We start from the raw sequence: 16094 nt of genomic DNA, 5'->3' as shown, positions 1-16094 counted from the left end.
CATCTTTTTCTTTTTGTCTTGATACAAAAAGAAACAAAAAAATCAAGAAATTCCGAAACTCGCTGCGCTCAAACAGCGGAATTTCGGGCCGGACTCCCAAAGAGCTCGAAATTTCAAGAAGATTCAGTCAAACGATAGCATACATATTTCTTTTTGTCTCATTCAATGCTCAATCGGCTGATTTTGAAGTGTTTTTTCCGCATCTTATTCGGGTGGAAGGGACGTTTTTTACGGTCACACAATATGATGCGGGTGGGGCAACCAAGTTTGGCGTAACCTACGCTGTTTATCAGACTTGGTGTAGTGGTAAACTCATCGAAGTTGCTCCCTGTGATAAGGATTCGGACGGTAAAATTACGACTAATGATTTACGGCTGACGGTTTTGCGGGATGTTAAACCACTTTATAAATCGCAGTATTGGGACGTTTGCAAAGGCGATTTAATTGAGAAGCAGGCGGTTGCGGAGTTGTTTACCGATATGGTTGTGCATTGTGGAACGGGTTACAATCAGCAACATATTAAGGCTTTACAAAAAATTGTTGGCGTTCATCAGGATGGCAAAATTGGACCTAAAACATTGAGAGCCATTAATCTGGGGAATTCCTCGAAAATATACGCTGACTTATCAAAATATCGGAAGTCATTTTACAAGAAACTCACACTTAAAAAACGAAGTCAAAGGAAGTTTTTGAAGGGTTGGTACGAACGATTATTAATACTTAAACAAATTCATTACTCACATGAAAAAGTTACAAAACTTTCTCCCCTTGGCTTTTCTGGGGTTGTGCCTTTGGATAGCAACCTCGTGTATGGATGCTACCGACAAACAACCCAGCAACACGGATTCATTGGTCACCAAAATCGTTGGCAATCCCGTTTCTGACACTGCCCAAATTCGTTTTTCTGAGGTAGAGAAAGCGGTATCGAGTGCTGATTCTCTCAGTCGCTTAATTGCTGATTACCAACGAATTGAAAGTACCCAGAATGGTGTTTGTGATACTTGCGTGACGGGTTATGCTTCGGCTTTGATTGAATACCGTACGATTTCCAAGGAGTTGAGCGACCGAACGCACGAATTGAAACTTCACGTAGATGAAGTCAAATTGCTGAATAGTAAGGCTTTTGCGCTGGTAAATGAGTTCCAAAGGCAATCAGGTGAATTAGAGAACATCGTTTCGTTACGGGCAAATCTTATTCAGGAAAATCAAAAGCAGTTGGCTGAGTTGCGGCAGCGAAAAAGTGATTTGGCTGTTTATAAGGCACGATATTAATTTTTTATAATCCTTAATTGTTTCAATTTATATTATAATCCGATGCAATCATCCAATCCAAATGACATGAATATTGTGGAGCGTGTTGTGGCTCCTTGTCCACCATTTTTTAAGAAATTGCGTAACATTGGCTTGATTTTAGGTGGCGTTTCGGCCGCAATTTTGACGGGTGGCATTGCGCTTCCTGCCGTGGTTATTTCAATTGCTGGCTATTTGGCCATTGCTTCGGCGGTTGCAGTTACGGTGAGCCAATGTACAGTTGATTCTGATACTTCTTTTGATGTGAAGTGATTAGGCTTAAACAATGAAAAGCCCCTCTGATTTTGTTGGAGGGGCTTCTGTTTTGTGTTAGGATTGAAAATCCTTTTTATCTGTGATTCGAGATTGAAATCTCGAATAGCGTGAATATATTAGCCATAAGTCAAAATTATTGTTGAATTGTCATTAATTGTCATGGGTTGTTCAATTTGTAGCCGACAGTTTAGGTTTTGTGTCAAGCTGGGAATTTGGAAAACCTTAGCCCCAAAAATAGGACTAAAGATAAAATGAAATACAATACTTAAACCTGTATTCTTCAGTTCCATAAAGCCAGACCTATGTTGATGTCATTATTTTTCACCTTTAGGTTTTTTTTTAATAGTCTTATCTAATGCAGCAGGTGAAGGAATATTTGAAGTTTTCGGGATAAATGGAGAATCAGTTATTTGCTGAGACGTCAGTACAGATTGATAACCAGTTGGAGGCGTAATTTTTTGCAGATTTAGAAATGTTTCTAAATTCAAACCTCCTATACTATTTTGTAAAATTGAATTAGACTTAAGATAGTCAGAACTGCCTAACCCACTACCTAACCAATAAGGTATAGAGCCTACTTTTTGACTTTTTAAACGCTCCAAATCACTTTTCACCTCTTTTAATTCTTTATCGTTCAATTGTAATTTGTCTAATTTTTCTTCAAGATCTAAGATAATTTGTGTCTTTTCATCAATTTGCTCTTTAAATTGATCTTCCTTCCCCGACAATTCTTTTTTAAGAAATTTAATGTATGACCCCATCTCGTCCGCACTACCTGCAAGCCTATTAAGAATAAGTATGAATTGAAAAAATATGACGTTATCTAAATCATACGGGTAACGAATTGTATGGTCAATCTCTGCCCATGCTTCTTCAAATATGGTTCTCACCTGTATTTCAGCATAAAACTTTTGCTTCGCTGGCTGTGTTTCAATTAAATAATGAACAGAACGATAACCATATTTATGTTCTTTGATATCACAATCTTTTTGAGTAAAAAAATCAATCCATTCTGGAGAGTCGCCCTTCCGATAATTTGCGACAGGTTTTTCTTTTAAATTCCATAATCTCCTTATGTAATCATTAATTGTTTCCCAATCATCTTTGTAAAGATGTAAAGCCCTTAATCCAATAAGGTCTGTTACATTCTCTTTGTAATTCTTCAGTGTGATATTAGATTTTATATCTTCAATTTTCTTGCGAATTATTTTTTCGATTAAATGTTCAGGGTCTTTAATTCTATACCTTACGGAATGGACATTCTCTGCTTTCATTAAGGAGTTGAATAAGAAAATTGCAGAATGCTCAAGCTCTTCTTTAAAAATCATATAGTCATTGTAAATATCTTCCAAGCTTTTCCATTGAAGTCCTGTCTTCGTATAAGCTATTTCATCTATGTTATATTTTTCACAAAAGTCTTTTTGATTCGTTAGCATAATATGTTAATTAAAGATTTAAAAGCAATATTAATGATTTGAATTGGTAGGTTTTAGCGTAGAATTACCTGATTTTTGATAGAAAGTGATTTATTTTGTGATAACCTAAAAGTCGCAGTTTTTAGGCTGTGACTTTGGAATGAATGTTTTAAACTTCTTTACTTTCTGGTTTTTTCTTTTCTGACAAAAGGTCGCTGATTATTATTCAACGACCTTTTAAAATTATGCTATTATGTATCGGTAGGCTTTTTCGTCTGGTTCTATGCCCCAAAAACTTTTATTTATTGTGTTGGCAATGCCTTTAAAAACTACCTCCATTCCGTCGTCTTCGTCTTCTCCTTCAAATTTATCTCCTTCATCTTCCATTCTATCATTGTTGAATTCCGTCATGTATCGGATAGTTTCTTGATTTTTAGAAACGTCTAACTCAAAAACCATGGCGGTTTCGGATGCCATAAATGATGCTATTTGTCGGTCAATCGATAATTGATTAAGATTTAATTGAATAGGTTCTGGGAAAAAAGCAATCGTGCAGTCTTCTGAGAAGTAAATGTCGCAAGCATCGTCTGGTTTGTGGCTGGACATAGCGTTTTCAAAATAGATTTCTTCTTTGAAAGTAAGTTTCATCTCAAGAATTTTCTCGACTTCTTCGATTTTGTCTTGGTAGTTTTTGTTAATGGCTATGCCAGTGAAGTTAAATCCCATTGTAGTAGTGTTGTATGGTTGGTTTGAATTAAATGTAAAATCTTATGAACTTCAATTTTATTACAGCGGATAATGCCTCTCATTTAAGTTTAAGCAACGATTTAACTGATATGTAATTATCTAACAACCAACCATTAATAGTTCTTGAGTAAGATATACAAATTACAAAATCAAAATTATTTAGGCTTATAGTACGCCCAGAGGTGCTGTGTTAAATTCCAAGCAAACTAAGAAAATATTTCATAAATTTGTTCCATCAAAAGCAGGAAAATAAGTCCATGCAGTTTAGGCGGAACAAAATTATATTTTGGTTCTGCCTAATTTTTTTTAGGCAGTTTTCTGAAAATAGTTTTCATCAAAAGCTTCATTTTTTTTGCAACTGGTATAAAATGCGTAAGGAGGGGTTATTTCGCCCGTTATGGGAAAAGGTACAATTAACGAGACAAGAATAAGATAAGTATTTTTTCAATAAAAAACACCCTTTGAAGGAGCAGTTTTTTATTGATGATTAGGTTTTGGAAATTCAAGTTCAAATTGCCAATTCAATGCTTGAAGTTTGGCTCTCAATTCATTTAATTTATTAATTATATCTTCAAAAGTTGGTTTATTCTCTTCGTAAATCATGTCTTCTTTCATCTTTACATAATCGGATTTCCAATCGTCTATTATTTCCGTTGGTGGGATAGGGTTTAGCGTTTTAGGATTGTGGCTATTGTAATCTACCCCGCCAACTTTGGAAAATTTGTGGCGATGGGTTACGATGGTTTCGTACAATTCTTTATCGCTGATGGCTCTTTGGGCTACGCCTGATTTGATGAGATGATACACATCGTACAAATGACGGCTCAATCTATCCACTCGCATTTTTTCTGCTTGGCGATGAAATTCTTCGTGAAGCAAAAATATTTTCTCTAAAAAGGTGCGTTCGGGATTTACGGTTGGAACTTCAAAGAGTGGTTCGGCAAAATCGCTGTCTTTGAATACTTCATCGACCAATGAACCAAAAGTTTGCCCAGAAAAGGGTCCTCTCAATGACCTACAACCAATCTCTATCTGAACCCGAGGCAACATATATTTTGAGGGTTGATTGATAAGGTTGGGATAATAGATTTCAATAATCCTTGGGTCTTGGTCACTGTCCGTTGCTTCTATCACCATAAACTGAAGGTCGGTGAAGCCTCTTTTTTGGAACTCGTTTTGCAATTCATCGAAGAATGTGATAGTTGTATAATCCCCAGCTTCTTTTCGCAACTTGGTTATTTTTGTTTTTGATAGTATGCCTTGATAGCCTTCAAAAAACTCCTTGTCGATAGCCAAATCAATATCTTCGGAAAACCGATGAATCAATTTCCAAGCCTTACTCAAGGAAGTACCGCCCTTGAATACAAGATGTTTGGCAATATCCATTTGAAAGATGATTTGAAGTGTGCGACTTACCCACCAGTCTTTTTCTACGGCAAAGGGTGTCATGCCTTTTTCACCAGCTATCGCTTTAAAAATGGCTTCTTTCTCTGTTTTATCGGTGGTATAAAAATCAATTATCGCCATTATTGAGTGCTTTGTTCATTATTTTTTGAACCCATACCGGTGCCAAGCCGATATCATGCTTCAAGTCTTTTTCGTCTTCCTTTTTTAGCAAGGCTATAATTTTCTTTTCTTCTTTTTCGCTTACTTTGCCATTGCCGATTTCCTTTAATGCTTGAATAGCTAATCGGCTAATTTTACCTTTTGTTAATAGGTTTTTGGGGGTAGTCTTTTTAAACTTGATAGTGCGTTTACCCACTTTTATGAGCCGAGGCGAACCATCGGTCAGCATCACAATATTCATGGGTACTTGGGTACTCAAGCCCAGCGCATTTAAGGCATAACTTCCCGTTGGAAGGGTTCTTATACGGTCTCTTTTGGCAATAGCTTCTGCTACTTCTTCAGCGGTGGGTATTAAAGTTCCTATGAGTTTACTCACTTTTGGTCTTACATAGATACCTTGTGCCACCCGAACAATCTTCTGCTTATCTTCCAAACGATCTAAGGCTTTTCGAATGGCAGATGAGGTGCCGTAAGACAGATAGTCGTCTGGCAATAACAAAGAACCCTTTGGTTTGCTTTTAATTGACCTTTCTATTTGTTTCTCAATGCTTTGCATTTTTTTATACTCTTTATTTTTGTCACAAATTTAATAAAGATTTGTGACAAAAATTAATTTCTAATATGCAGATTTTAGTAAGCAGTAACCCTACTATTTCTCGCCAAGTTTAAAATCATACCCTACAAGTTTTCCAAGTTCTATAAATTGCTTTTCAGTCAAGATTTTTGGCGTTTGAGTCATCGGGATTCTTCCAAAAATGTAATCAAAATCAATTTCTAAAATTTGTGTTGGATTATTAACATCCAAATACAAGGGTTTCGTTTTTATAAAACATGGCCAAGTTTTTGATTTTTTCAAATAATTTTCATTCCAAATTCTTAATCTTCTTCGTCCAATTTCTACTCTCTTTTCGTGGGTCTTTAATAAATATTCTTTTAATGTAAGAATACCTTTGAAATCTCCTGCTGTTTTGTCAAAATCACAAGGCCTGTTTTCTGTTATCATGCAGTTGCTTGGAACTGGCAAATCCTCTCGCAAATATGCTAATTCTCCTAATTCGTGTGTCGCAAAAACTTCTTGTACTTGCAAAATAGCTACGAGATGATGTCCTTGTTTATAAGGTTGAGATTGTCCGCCAATTGTCATATAAACAATAATGTCATCTTTGCATAGATGAGGAGCAAAACTACCTTGCCTACATAAAGCAGAAATAGAGGGAAAAGGATTCTGGAAATCGGGTTCTCTTCTACATGATGCGTCAATAAAAGGAGGTAATTTATATTTCTCAATTGCTGCTAAACCAAGCGGTGTAGAACATAACGGTCGGAATGAATTAAGTTTTATTTTTCCAAAAATCGGAATTATTGTCTGTTCCATAGTATCATTCAAGATATTAGCTAATGTTTAGTTATTGCCAATAGTGAGGTATTTGAAAACATCTTTTTTTGGATTTACCCTTATTTTATCAAGTTCGTCACCTGGTTTTATGACCATTGGATGTTTAATCAAATAATTCCACCACTTGTTTATTTAAATGTTCGATATGGGGTATGGATGTTTTACCCTCTATTTGATACAAATCTCTATTAATTTCAATCATAATTGAGAAGACTCTTGAATCATTTTCATATTTCTTGGGAACAATCGTTCCGCTGTATCGGAAATTGATTGCTACCTTAGCACCAGATTGTTTATAAAAATTATTAACTCTATTTAACAACCAGTCTGGGGTATGGGTCTTGGATATTCCGATACAAATATCTGGTCGTACACCAAATTGAGTCAAATCTGATTCAAATGGGGTATTGGTGAATGAATGGCAATCAATAATGGTGGCAAAGCCAACCGCATCAATCCGCTCTTCAATCATTTGTTCCAGTTTTTGATGATGTTTTACATAATACTCCTCATATATTTTTTGCTTAATGCCATCAATATCTTTACGTAATAAATCACCGTTATCGCAATGGGTGTAGAAGAACCCTCGACCCGATTTAAACATCTCTTCCTCGTCATCGGGTAGCCGCTCCACATCACAAAATACCCGACTGAATGGCGTAACTAATCTTTCAGTGTTCGGTACATTGAATATTAAGTCGGTATCGAAATCGGTCAGCAGGTTTATTTGAGATTGAATCAAACTTTCCTCAAATCCCGTGGTAAATGGAATGTGTACGCTCGAATGAGGGATGTGAAAAATTAGAGATTCTGTAAATATACCTCTTTGAAAATTTGTCATAGTTATTTATGCTGTTTGTTTTTTGGGGGAGAACTTTGATTATCCATTTCTATGATATTGCCAGTTTAAATCTCGTTGTGGTAGTAGTGTTGTATGGTGGTGCCCAGAGGGCTTTTGATAAAAGTAACTCGGCAAGATCCGAGCTACTTCGGGGTCGGCTCTCAAGATTGCTTTCGCAAGAGGGCTGGCGAGGACACCAGCCCAGGAAACGGCTATTCGTCTCCGTTTATGGTATCCATTATTTCTTTAAAACTGTTTAGGCCTGCTTCTATGTTTTCAATGATTTCGTTTGCCAAAACATCTGGGTCGGGCAAGTTGTCTAAGTCGGTTAAACTTTTGTCCTTTATCCAAAATATGTCCAAGTTGGTTTTGTCTCGTTCTATGATTTCGGAATAAGCAAATTTTTTCCATCTGCCCTCAGGATTTTCTTCGCTCCAAGTTTCGGTTCTTTTGTTTCTGTTTTCTGGATTATACAGTTTTATAAAGTCCAGTAAATGTTCCATTGACAAAGGATTTTTCTTTAGCGTATGGCTTATGTTACTACGGTAATCATAAATCCAAACGTCTTTTGTCCAAGGGGCTTTGGAAGCAGGTTTGTTGTCGAAAAACAATACATTGGCTTTTACACCTTGTGCATAAAATATACCTGTTGGCAACCGTAAAATGGTGTGTAGTTCAGTTGTTTTCATCAACTCCTTTCTAACCGTTTCGCCTGCTCCACCTTCAAACAACACATTGTCGGGCAACACAACGGCTGCTTCGCCTGTGAGTTTTAGAAGGGTTTTTATGTGTTGCATAAAGTTCAGTTGTTTGTTGGCGGTGGTTGCCACAAAGTCCTGACGATTGATCATATAATCTTGCTTTTCTTGTTTGCCTTCTTCGTTGGTAATGGTCATACTGCTTTTTTTACCAAAAGGCGGATTGGCTAATACATAATCGTAACGCTTACCATTGTCCGAAACCAAAGCATCTGCTGAAGAAATCAGGGTTTCTCCGTCTATTTCGCCAATGTTGTGCAAAAACATATTCATCAAACACATTCTGCGGGTGTTGGCTACAATCTCGTTACCGTAAAAAGTTTCGTTTTTCAAAAACCTTGTTTCTTCTTGGTCTAAATTCTGCGTTTTAATAAAATCATAAGCTGCCAAAAAGAAACCACCTGTACCGCAAGCAGGGTCGATAATGGTTTTCATGGGTTTAGGACGAAGACAAGCTACCATTGTTTTGATTAAGGATCGAGGCGTAAAATATTGCCCTGCACCGCTTTTGGTGTCTTCGGCATTTTTCTCTAAAAGACCTTCGTAAATTTTTCCTTTTATATCCGTACCCATCAAGCTCCATTGTTCTTTGTCAATCATATCAATGATTTTTAAGAGTTTGGATGGGTCTTGAATTTTATTTTGGCTTTTTACAAATATTTGCCCGAGCGTACCATTTTCGCTGCCTAAACTGCGAAGCATTTGGTTGTAAAATGTTTCTAATTCCAATCCTCTTTTTTGCGAAAGGGTTTGCCAGTCGCAGGTTTCTCCATTTGGGTCTTCTTCGCCCTGAGCGTTTTTTAGTTTTGGAAATGGTAAACCTTTATTATACGGTGGTTTATTTAGTTCATCAGCCATTTTGAGGAAAAGCAAATAGGTGATTTGCTCCAGATAATCACCATAACCAACGCCATCATCACGAAGGACGTTGGCGAAATTCCACACTTTTGATACAATTGCACTTTCTGACATGTTATTCTTTTATAAAATTAAAAAACTGATTAAGCGATTGTTGTAATACCTCTTTGGGTATTAACTCACGCTCGTATTTTGCTATCATGGTTGGGCTTAAACTTCTGTTGAGTGCATAGCGAACTATTTCTCTATTGGTTTCTTTGCATAGTAAAATTCCGATAGAAGGATTTTCGTTGCTTCGTTTTACATCGTTGTCTAAGGCCTCTAAATAAAATTCTAATTGACCCATAAAGGCGGGTTCAAACTCGGTTGTTTTCAGTTCTATGGCTACCAAACATTGTAATGCTCTGTGAAAAAAAAGCAAATCAATTTTAAACGTTTTGCCGCCTACTTGAATCGGATATTCTTGCCCAATAAAAAGGAAGTCTTTTCCTAATTCCAACACAAAATCTTTCATATTGGTAAGAATTTCGTTTTGTAAACGCTTCTCACTATGTTTTTGTGGTAAGCCCAAAAAGTCGAGGTAGGCTACATCTTTAAACAAATAATTGGATTGAGGATAGGCAGTTTCCATGCCTTTTGATTGATTGCTTTCTGCTTTTAGTACATGAGCGTAGGCATTGGTTTTGATGGCTCGCTTTAGTTCCTTTCCTTCAAAGCGTTCTCTTTTGGCATAAAGGATATAAAACAACTTTTCTTCGAGTAATTTACACGAATTAAGTATTTCTACGTGGTTTGTCCAGTTTATTAAACTTAGTATTTTGGGGAATTTTTTTACGCTCTTCAATTGTCCAGTTTGAAACTGGACAATTTCATTTGCTTGATTATCAAAGTCTTGAATTTGTGCAGTTTCTGTCTGTACAAATTCAAGACTTTGTGTAAGCTGCATAAATTGAGGCGAAGAATAGGCTTCAAAAAAAGAAACCATATTGTATATACTACTGCGGCTATACCCTTTTAGGCTTGGGTCTTTGGTGCGTAAATACTCGGAAAGTTGCGTAACAACTTTACTGCCCCACTCGCTGGCCTTTAATTTTTCGGATACATACTGTCCTACATTCCAACAAATAAGCAAACTTTCATTATTTACGACTTTTAAGGCACGGGTTCGGTGCAAATCAATGATCGCATGAACTTGCTCAAAATGAGTTTCTATCGGACTATTTGTGATGTCTAATGGCTTCATTTCTTGCTTTTCTTTTTAATGCTTGGTTTCTTCTTCTCTTGTGCTGCTGCCAATTTCTCGGCTTGTATTTTTTTGAGCAATTCGCTGGCAGGTTCATAATCTGCTGCCGTTTTGCAAAGTTCTATTTCTGCTTGGCTCAATAGTTTGCCTTCAAATGCTTTTTTGAGAATGCTTTGGCGAAGGGCTTCGGCTTTTATTATGCTTTCGGTTATGCTTTGTTCCACTTTATCGCAAACGGATAAACGAAATTCTATTTCTTGAACGATTTGGGTTTGTTCTTCCAATGAACAAAGAGGAAAATCGAATTCCATTATTCTACTTTGATTCAAAGCTTTTTGATTATTTCCTGAACCTACTCTTCTGTTTTTTTCATATTTCAAAAACAAATAATGGTACAAAAATTTTGGTTCAAACCCCACTTCTGATACTCTTATTGCAGCAGTATTTTGATTATGACAAGCTTCTATTTCTAATATTGCTGCTTGACCTCTTGTTTTCCCTTCTCCAATCATAGCAAGCATAACAGTGCCTTTTGGATGAACAGTTGTTGATGTGTTTAGTAATCCGCTTTCTGTTATTTTTTCTTTAGTTGCATAAATAGAATTAAATGCAACCTCACCACTACTTACCCAATTAATATTTCCATCAACCCAAAAGCTATTATTCTTTCTACTTGGAGTTGAACCTATAAATACTTGAAAAATATTTCCCAACTTAACCCAGTTCCAATTTTCAGGTAGCACATTAAAATCATATTTTTCAAGTTCGGTAAAAGCTTCAACATCTTTCCAAACTTTTGGCTTAATTGGCTTCTTTCCTATTTGCTTATTTTTCTCCCAAACCTTAACCGCTTTTTTCCAATTTTCCATTTGTTGGTTGTAGTGGTTTTGGCGTTCTTCTTTTATTTGCTTTAAAAGTTCTTCGGCTGTGGGTAGGTTGGTTTGTTTTTCTCGCCATTCTTTGGTGAGTTCGCCCTCAAACGCCTTTTTTAAAACCGCTTGGCGGTATATTTTTAATTGCTCTTGTGCTTTTTTAAAATTTGCTATGCCGTTGTCTAAATCGGAAAACAGGGCTTCGATTTTGGAAACTATGACTCGTTGAATGGGTAGGGGGGCGAGTTTAACAGGCATTCTTTTCAATGCTCCTTGTGTTAATTTTAATCTCGTTGTTCCTGTTACATAATCTCTATATTGAAATTGATTTAGGAAGTGAAGTAAAAAAGCATCATTGAAATGTGATTTAAGAATATGGGCGTGATTATTTACCCAGGTTTTTCCTGTGATTTTATATGCCACATCTTTTGTGAAATCCAAAAACGGTGCTGCATCTTCACCTAATAAAACATAATCACCATCAGTTAGAAAATCATCAATGTAACCAACCTGCCCAGTTGCTCCATAATAAGGAAATAAATTACTTTTATCTTTTCCTTTAATTCGTTCATTCCTTTCTGTTGAATTTATTGGTTTTCTCAAATTATCGAGAACCTCACAAACTTCATCCAAAGTACATTCTATCCAATCTTCTCTCATTATGCTGCTAATGCCTCGTTAAGTTCGTTAATAATATTGTTCATTTCAGCACCAAAAAGTTGGTACATTCTGCCTCGTCCGCCTTTTTCGTCAAATGGGGTATAGTCGAGGTCTTCCAGTTCTATGTGGTACGAATTTACTACGTGATTTTTGAGTTCACGCAGCCAGTCCATTTGTTCGGAGGTAAAACGGTTGTGTTGTCCTGCATTTTGTTTAAAAATCCAGTTTTTAAAATTGTCGTCAATCGTTTTGTCAAAAGGTTTTAGTTCGCTATCAATGCCACAAGCCCTGCGAATTAGCGACACCAAAGCGGTAAGTTCATCAATGGGTTGTTTGCTTTTTACTTCTTCCAATTGGCTGTATGCGGCCCACACAAAATCGGGGGCAAAGTTTGGCTTGTCCAATTTTAGTTTTTCAAACACTTCTTTTATCATTTTAAAAGTAATGTTTCTGCGGTTGTAGGGTTGTTTGTAAAAAATAGTGAGGGCTTTTATTTCATCTTGGTTGGCTAAGAGATATTCGCTAAAATCTTTTACAATTGCTGTGGCTTTGTCTACCGAAGTAGTGTCCCATTCGGCTTTGGTTACTTTGTCAATATTGTGGCTGTCGATAATTTGCTCGTGTTCCTGCCGCACTTTTTCAATGTAGTCGTTTAGTTTGCCGTTAAAAGTAGCCGTTGCGGTATTTATCAGTTCTTTTTGAGCCTGTTGTTTGGCTTGCTCTATGATGGCGGGCGTGCGGTCTTGCTCAGGAATGGCTTCAATAATTGATTTTGCCTTTTGATCAATTTGGTCTTGGTCAAAAGCCGACAATAGTTCTTTTGAAATTTGCTTCAAGTTTTTGCCTTTAGAAAATTCAAGCAATTTTTCTTTTTCCTTGTCGGTAATTTCTTTTTCTAAACGGATAAGTCGATTAGCCAATGAAAGAAATAAATCTTCTTCGGCAACGCCCATTGTCACGGCTCCCAATAAGTCTTTTAAACTAACGGTTGGTTTACGTTCCAATGGTCGGCTGTCGGTTTTCTTTGATTTGGTTACTCCTACGGCATCTACAATAATAAAATGCGTTTTGGCTTTGGCGGTTTTAGAAACCATTTGCAAAGCATCTTTGCTGATGGTTCGTGTGCCTCTGCCTTTCATTTGCTCAAAGTAATTTACACTTTTTACATCACGCATAAAGAGCAACACTTCCAAGGGTTTTACGTCCGTACCCGTGGCAATCATATCAACCGTAACTGCAATACGTGGATAGTATGAATTGCGGAAACGGTTTAATACCGATTTTGTATCTTCTTCCGATTTGTAGGTTAGTTTTTTGCAGAAATCATCACCTTCGTCAAACTCGTCTCGAATAATTTTTATAATGTCGTCTGCGTGGCTATCGGTTTTGGCAAATACCAATGTTTTAGGCACTTCATACTCTCCGTTTTCATCTTTTCTGTTTGGGAAAATCTCCGTTTCCAATGCCTTTTTATATTGGCGAATGATATTGCGAATTTGACTTGGATTGACTACCTTTTTATCCAAATCGTTTTTTAGGTATTCGGTGTCTTCGTCTTCTTGTGTCCAACGATTTTTTCTGGTGAGTTTGTCTCGTCTGTCCACAAACCAACCTGCTTTTACAACGCTTCCTTTTTGGGAAATTTCGGTTTCGATGTTGTACACATCATAAGGCACATTTACGCCATCAATTACCGATTCTTCGTAAGTGTATTCACTCACTACATTTTCTTCAAAAAAGCCAAACGTTCTTTTGTCGGGTGTAGCGGTTAAGCCAATCAGGAATGCATCAAAATAATCCAAAACTTGCTTCCAAAGATTATAAATAGAGCGGTGACACTCGTCAATGACGATAAAATCAAATTGTTCAATGGGAACTCTGGCGTTATAATCAACTGGGATAGCCTCTTTTTTATTTCGCTGTTGTTCCATCCAAGTTGATTCATTCGGGTTGGTATCTTCTGCACCTTCGTTCAGTTCTTCGCCTTTTAAAATGGCATACATCCGTTGAATGGTAGAAATACATACCTGACTATCAGAAGCGATATAACTTGAAGTTAATCGCTGCACATTATAAAACTCGGTGAATTTACGGTTGCTGTCGTTGGGTTGAAAAGCCATAAATTCCTGTTCAGCTTGTTCTCCCAGATTTTTGGTGTCCACCAAAAACAGAATGCGTTTGGCTTTGGCGTGTTCTAATAAACGATAAACAAAAGTTGCAGCCGTAAAAGTTTTGCCTGCACCCGTTGCCATTTGAATCAAGGCTTTAGGTTTGTTCTTTTTAAAAGAATGCTCCAAATTTTTAATCGCCTTAATTTGAGCAGGGCGAAGTCCTGTTTCATTTAAAGCAGGAATGTCTAAAAGCCTTGCTCGTAAACTTTTGTCTTTTTGTAACCATTCCGCCAATGTTTCGGGTTTGTAAAACCAAAAAATGTTTCTTCCTCTTGGTTTGGGATCTCGTTTATCTCTAAAACGTGTAATTGTTCCAGTGCTTTCAAACACAAAAGGCAGAGGGTCATTGTTTAGATATTTTAGTTTGGCGTTGGCATATTCTGAAGCCTGGTCTTCGGCAACGGTTAGTTTATGTCCTTCATCTTCTTTTTTTGCTTCAATAATTCCAACAGGTTTTTTGTCCACAAACAGCACATAGTCAGCAAAGCCCGAAGCTGCTTGATATTCTCTTACGGCAACGCCTCTGCTTGCTCCCAAGTCCACTTCGTTTTTAGATTGAACTGTCCAACCAGCTTCCACCAACATTTTGTCGATTTTGTCTCTTGCTATTTGTTCAGGATTTTGATTTTTGTCTGTACTCATCTTGTCTTCTGTCTAAGGTGCATTGGCAAAAATATCTTTATTGGTTTTTTGCGAAGGGTTGAGTTTGCGTAACGGTTTACTCGTTGTCCGTTTGAAGATTTGTTGGTAGGTTCCCTTTCCACATGATTTTTATATGAATATCTATTTTAATTGTGATTGATGACAGAAATACATTCTGTCTTTCATGATTTAGGTTGGGTATGATTCATTTAAGTATGACTTTTCTGGGTGTATCAAATTTTTGAAATGTTTATAGCCAAAACTATATAAAGTTTTCTGAAAATCCAATTTTCTACCAAACATTACGGTACGTTTAAATTTTAGGTTTTAAAAAGGTTAGAAAGGCCTTCTGTTTATATTTTACCAAATAAGTAATTATGCCGTAAAGATTTAAAGCACAATATTAAGGAATTGAATACGTGGTTTTTAGCGTAGAATTACCTGATTTTTGGTAGGAAGTGATTTATTTTAGCGTGGTATAAAAAAAGTCACAGATTTAGGCTGTGACTTTTGGAGGAATGGTTTTAAGCTGCTTTACTTTCTGGTTTTTTCTTCTCTGACAGTTTTTTGACTGGCGTTGGCGTTGGGGTGTCGAATACGCCTACCTGCGTGCCTTGGGATTTGAATTTGCCGTTGATGTATTCGATGGCTTCTGCTTTGGCCATGTCCACTGATTCGATTAGGTGTTCAATGTAATCGTAATCGGATATTTCGACGTCGAAGTTGATGAATGGGGTGGTGAATTTTACGGTTCTGCCGTCTTGTAACTTGCGGTGTCCCACAATGATGACTCCGAAATTATCGCCTGACTTTTTGACTTCAAATCCCGTGACTTCAAAGCCTTCCATTTCTTGTAAGTTAGTGATTCCCTCGAATGATTGGGTTTTTGACACTTTTACGGCTTCGGTAATTAAGGCAAAGTGAGGTTTTAAATTATCCAGCGATGCTTTTAATTCATCGTGGATATTGAAAGGAAATGTTCGTTTGGTGGTGACTGGCATGGTGATGCCTTGTCGGGATTCTTCTTTGGCGTAGGCAATGGTTACGAATTTCTCGCCTACGTCTACTTTTTTGATGTTGATTTCTGGCATTGGATTGGTTATTTGAAATGTGAATAAATGACTACTGTTAAAATTTGTGATATTAAACTTGCGACTATTCCAATGGCTACTCCTTTGGCAAAGTCTTCAATAGATATTATTTTCATTGTGTAAATTCTGGGCTAAATTCCTTGTCGAAACGTTCTAATGGAAATATTCTCACTTGGTCGGGTGTGATGTCCATGCAAAAAATAACCGTTGGCACTGCCATTGAATCAATGTAAAAGTTTGAATTTCTCGTAATTACGGTGCATCGCTT

General features: G+C 36.8%; 14 protein-coding genes. 3 read left to right on the top strand and 11 right to left on the bottom strand.

What is annotated here, in order from left to right; all coding sequences use genetic code 11:
• The 3 genes from AC1W31_RS18090 to AC1W31_RS18080 form a co-directional block, all read left to right on the top strand.
• Positions 1-884 (top strand): glycoside hydrolase family 108 protein (locus tag AC1W31_RS18090; protein ID WP_481735896.1); only part of this gene is annotated, 884 nt, incomplete at its 5' end.
• Positions 850-1272 carry a hypothetical protein gene (locus AC1W31_RS18085; RefSeq protein ID WP_481735895.1) on the top strand — a complete coding sequence of 141 codons (423 nt, stop codon included), beginning with the start codon at positions 850-852 and terminating at the stop codon, positions 1270-1272. The genes AC1W31_RS18090 and AC1W31_RS18085, both read left to right, overlap by 35 nt.
• 42 nt (positions 1273-1314) lie before the next feature.
• Positions 1315-1563, top strand: a complete 249-nt coding sequence (locus tag AC1W31_RS18080) for a hypothetical protein (protein WP_481735894.1) — start codon at positions 1315-1317, stop codon at positions 1561-1563.
• Between the two features lie 317 nt (positions 1564-1880).
• Here AC1W31_RS18080 and AC1W31_RS18075 read toward each other — a convergent pair whose 3' ends face one another.
• From AC1W31_RS18075 to AC1W31_RS18025, 11 genes are all read right to left on the bottom strand, one after another.
• Positions 1881-3002 (bottom strand): RelA/SpoT domain-containing protein, encoded by a 1122-nt coding sequence (locus tag AC1W31_RS18075; protein WP_481735893.1) that lies wholly within the window; start codon positions 3000-3002, stop codon positions 1881-1883.
• Between the two features lie 222 nt (positions 3003-3224).
• Complete coding sequence (locus AC1W31_RS18070) at positions 3225-3707, bottom strand: hypothetical protein (protein ID WP_481735892.1); 483 nt, start codon at positions 3705-3707, stop codon at positions 3225-3227.
• Positions 3708-4205: 498 nt separating this feature from the next.
• Positions 4206-5255: a nucleotidyl transferase AbiEii/AbiGii toxin family protein gene (locus AC1W31_RS18065; protein WP_481735891.1), complete on the bottom strand. Its 1050-nt coding sequence runs from the start codon at positions 5253-5255 to the stop codon at positions 4206-4208.
• The gene (locus AC1W31_RS18060) at positions 5242-5850 is read right to left on the bottom strand and encodes a DUF6088 family protein (RefSeq protein WP_481735890.1); all 609 of its coding nucleotides are present in this window, start codon (positions 5848-5850) and stop codon (positions 5242-5244) included. The genes AC1W31_RS18065 and AC1W31_RS18060 overlap by 14 nt, the downstream gene beginning before the upstream one ends.
• A gap of 93 nt (positions 5851-5943) precedes the next feature.
• Complete coding sequence (locus AC1W31_RS18055; protein ID WP_481735889.1) at positions 5944-6681, bottom strand: hypothetical protein; 738 nt, start codon at positions 6679-6681, stop codon at positions 5944-5946.
• 112 nt (positions 6682-6793) lie between these two features.
• A complete protein-coding gene (locus AC1W31_RS18050) occupies positions 6794-7531 on the bottom strand; it encodes an N-formylglutamate amidohydrolase (RefSeq protein WP_481735888.1) in 738 nt (245 codons plus the stop codon).
• 212 nt (positions 7532-7743) lie between these two features.
• Positions 7744-9261, bottom strand: a complete 1518-nt coding sequence (locus AC1W31_RS18045) for a type I restriction-modification system subunit M (RefSeq protein ID WP_481735887.1) — start codon at positions 9259-9261, stop codon at positions 7744-7746.
• A 1-nt stretch (position 9262) separates the two neighbouring features.
• Positions 9263-10390 (bottom strand): PDDEXK nuclease domain-containing protein, encoded by a 1128-nt coding sequence (locus AC1W31_RS18040; RefSeq protein ID WP_481735886.1) that lies wholly within the window; start codon positions 10388-10390, stop codon positions 9263-9265.
• Positions 10387-11922, bottom strand: coding sequence for a restriction endonuclease subunit S (locus AC1W31_RS18035; protein ID WP_481735885.1), 1536 nt, complete (start codon positions 11920-11922; stop codon positions 10387-10389). Before AC1W31_RS18035 ends, AC1W31_RS18040 begins: the two co-directional genes overlap by 4 nt.
• On the bottom strand, positions 11922-14735 hold the full coding sequence (locus tag AC1W31_RS18030; RefSeq protein ID WP_481735884.1) for a type I restriction endonuclease subunit R: 2814 nt from the start codon (positions 14733-14735) through the stop codon (positions 11922-11924). Before AC1W31_RS18030 ends, AC1W31_RS18035 begins: the two co-directional genes overlap by 1 nt.
• Positions 14736-15259: 524 nt before the next feature.
• Positions 15260-15826, bottom strand: coding sequence for a hypothetical protein (locus tag AC1W31_RS18025; protein ID WP_481735883.1), 567 nt, complete (start codon positions 15824-15826; stop codon positions 15260-15262).
• Between the last annotated feature and the right edge of the window lie 268 nt (positions 15827-16094).

Source organism: Arcicella sp. (genome assembly GCF_964672035.1).
This window is presented reverse-complemented; position numbering and strand designations above follow the sequence as displayed.

Excerpts from the sequence above, each read along its gene's own strand:
- AC1W31_RS18045 (WP_481735887.1), bottom strand. The coding sequence starts at position 9,261 with ATGTCAGAAAGTGCAATTGTATCAAAAGTGTGGAATTTCGCCAACGTC.
- AC1W31_RS18065 (WP_481735891.1), bottom strand. The coding sequence starts at position 5,255 with ATGGCGATAATTGATTTTTATACCACCGATAAAACAGAGAAAGAAGCC.
- AC1W31_RS18025 (WP_481735883.1), bottom strand. The coding sequence starts at position 15,826 with ATGCCAGAAATCAACATCAAAAAAGTAGACGTAGGCGAGAAATTCGTA.
- AC1W31_RS18050 (WP_481735888.1), bottom strand. The coding sequence starts at position 7,531 with ATGACAAATTTTCAAAGAGGTATATTTACAGAATCTCTAATTTTTCAC.
- AC1W31_RS18030 (WP_481735884.1), bottom strand. The coding sequence starts at position 14,735 with ATGAGTACAGACAAAAATCAAAATCCTGAACAAATAGCAAGAGACAAA.
- AC1W31_RS18070 (WP_481735892.1), bottom strand. The coding sequence starts at position 3,707 with ATGGGATTTAACTTCACTGGCATAGCCATTAACAAAAACTACCAAGAC.
- AC1W31_RS18080 (WP_481735894.1), top strand. The coding sequence starts at position 1,315 with ATGCAATCATCCAATCCAAATGACATGAATATTGTGGAGCGTGTTGTG.
- AC1W31_RS18060 (WP_481735890.1), bottom strand. The coding sequence starts at position 5,850 with ATGCAAAGCATTGAGAAACAAATAGAAAGGTCAATTAAAAGCAAACCA.
- AC1W31_RS18035 (WP_481735885.1), bottom strand. The coding sequence starts at position 11,922 with ATGAGAGAAGATTGGATAGAATGTACTTTGGATGAAGTTTGTGAGGTT.
- AC1W31_RS18075 (WP_481735893.1), bottom strand. The coding sequence starts at position 3,002 with ATGCTAACGAATCAAAAAGACTTTTGTGAAAAATATAACATAGATGAA.
- AC1W31_RS18040 (WP_481735886.1), bottom strand. The coding sequence starts at position 10,390 with ATGAAGCCATTAGACATCACAAATAGTCCGATAGAAACTCATTTTGAG.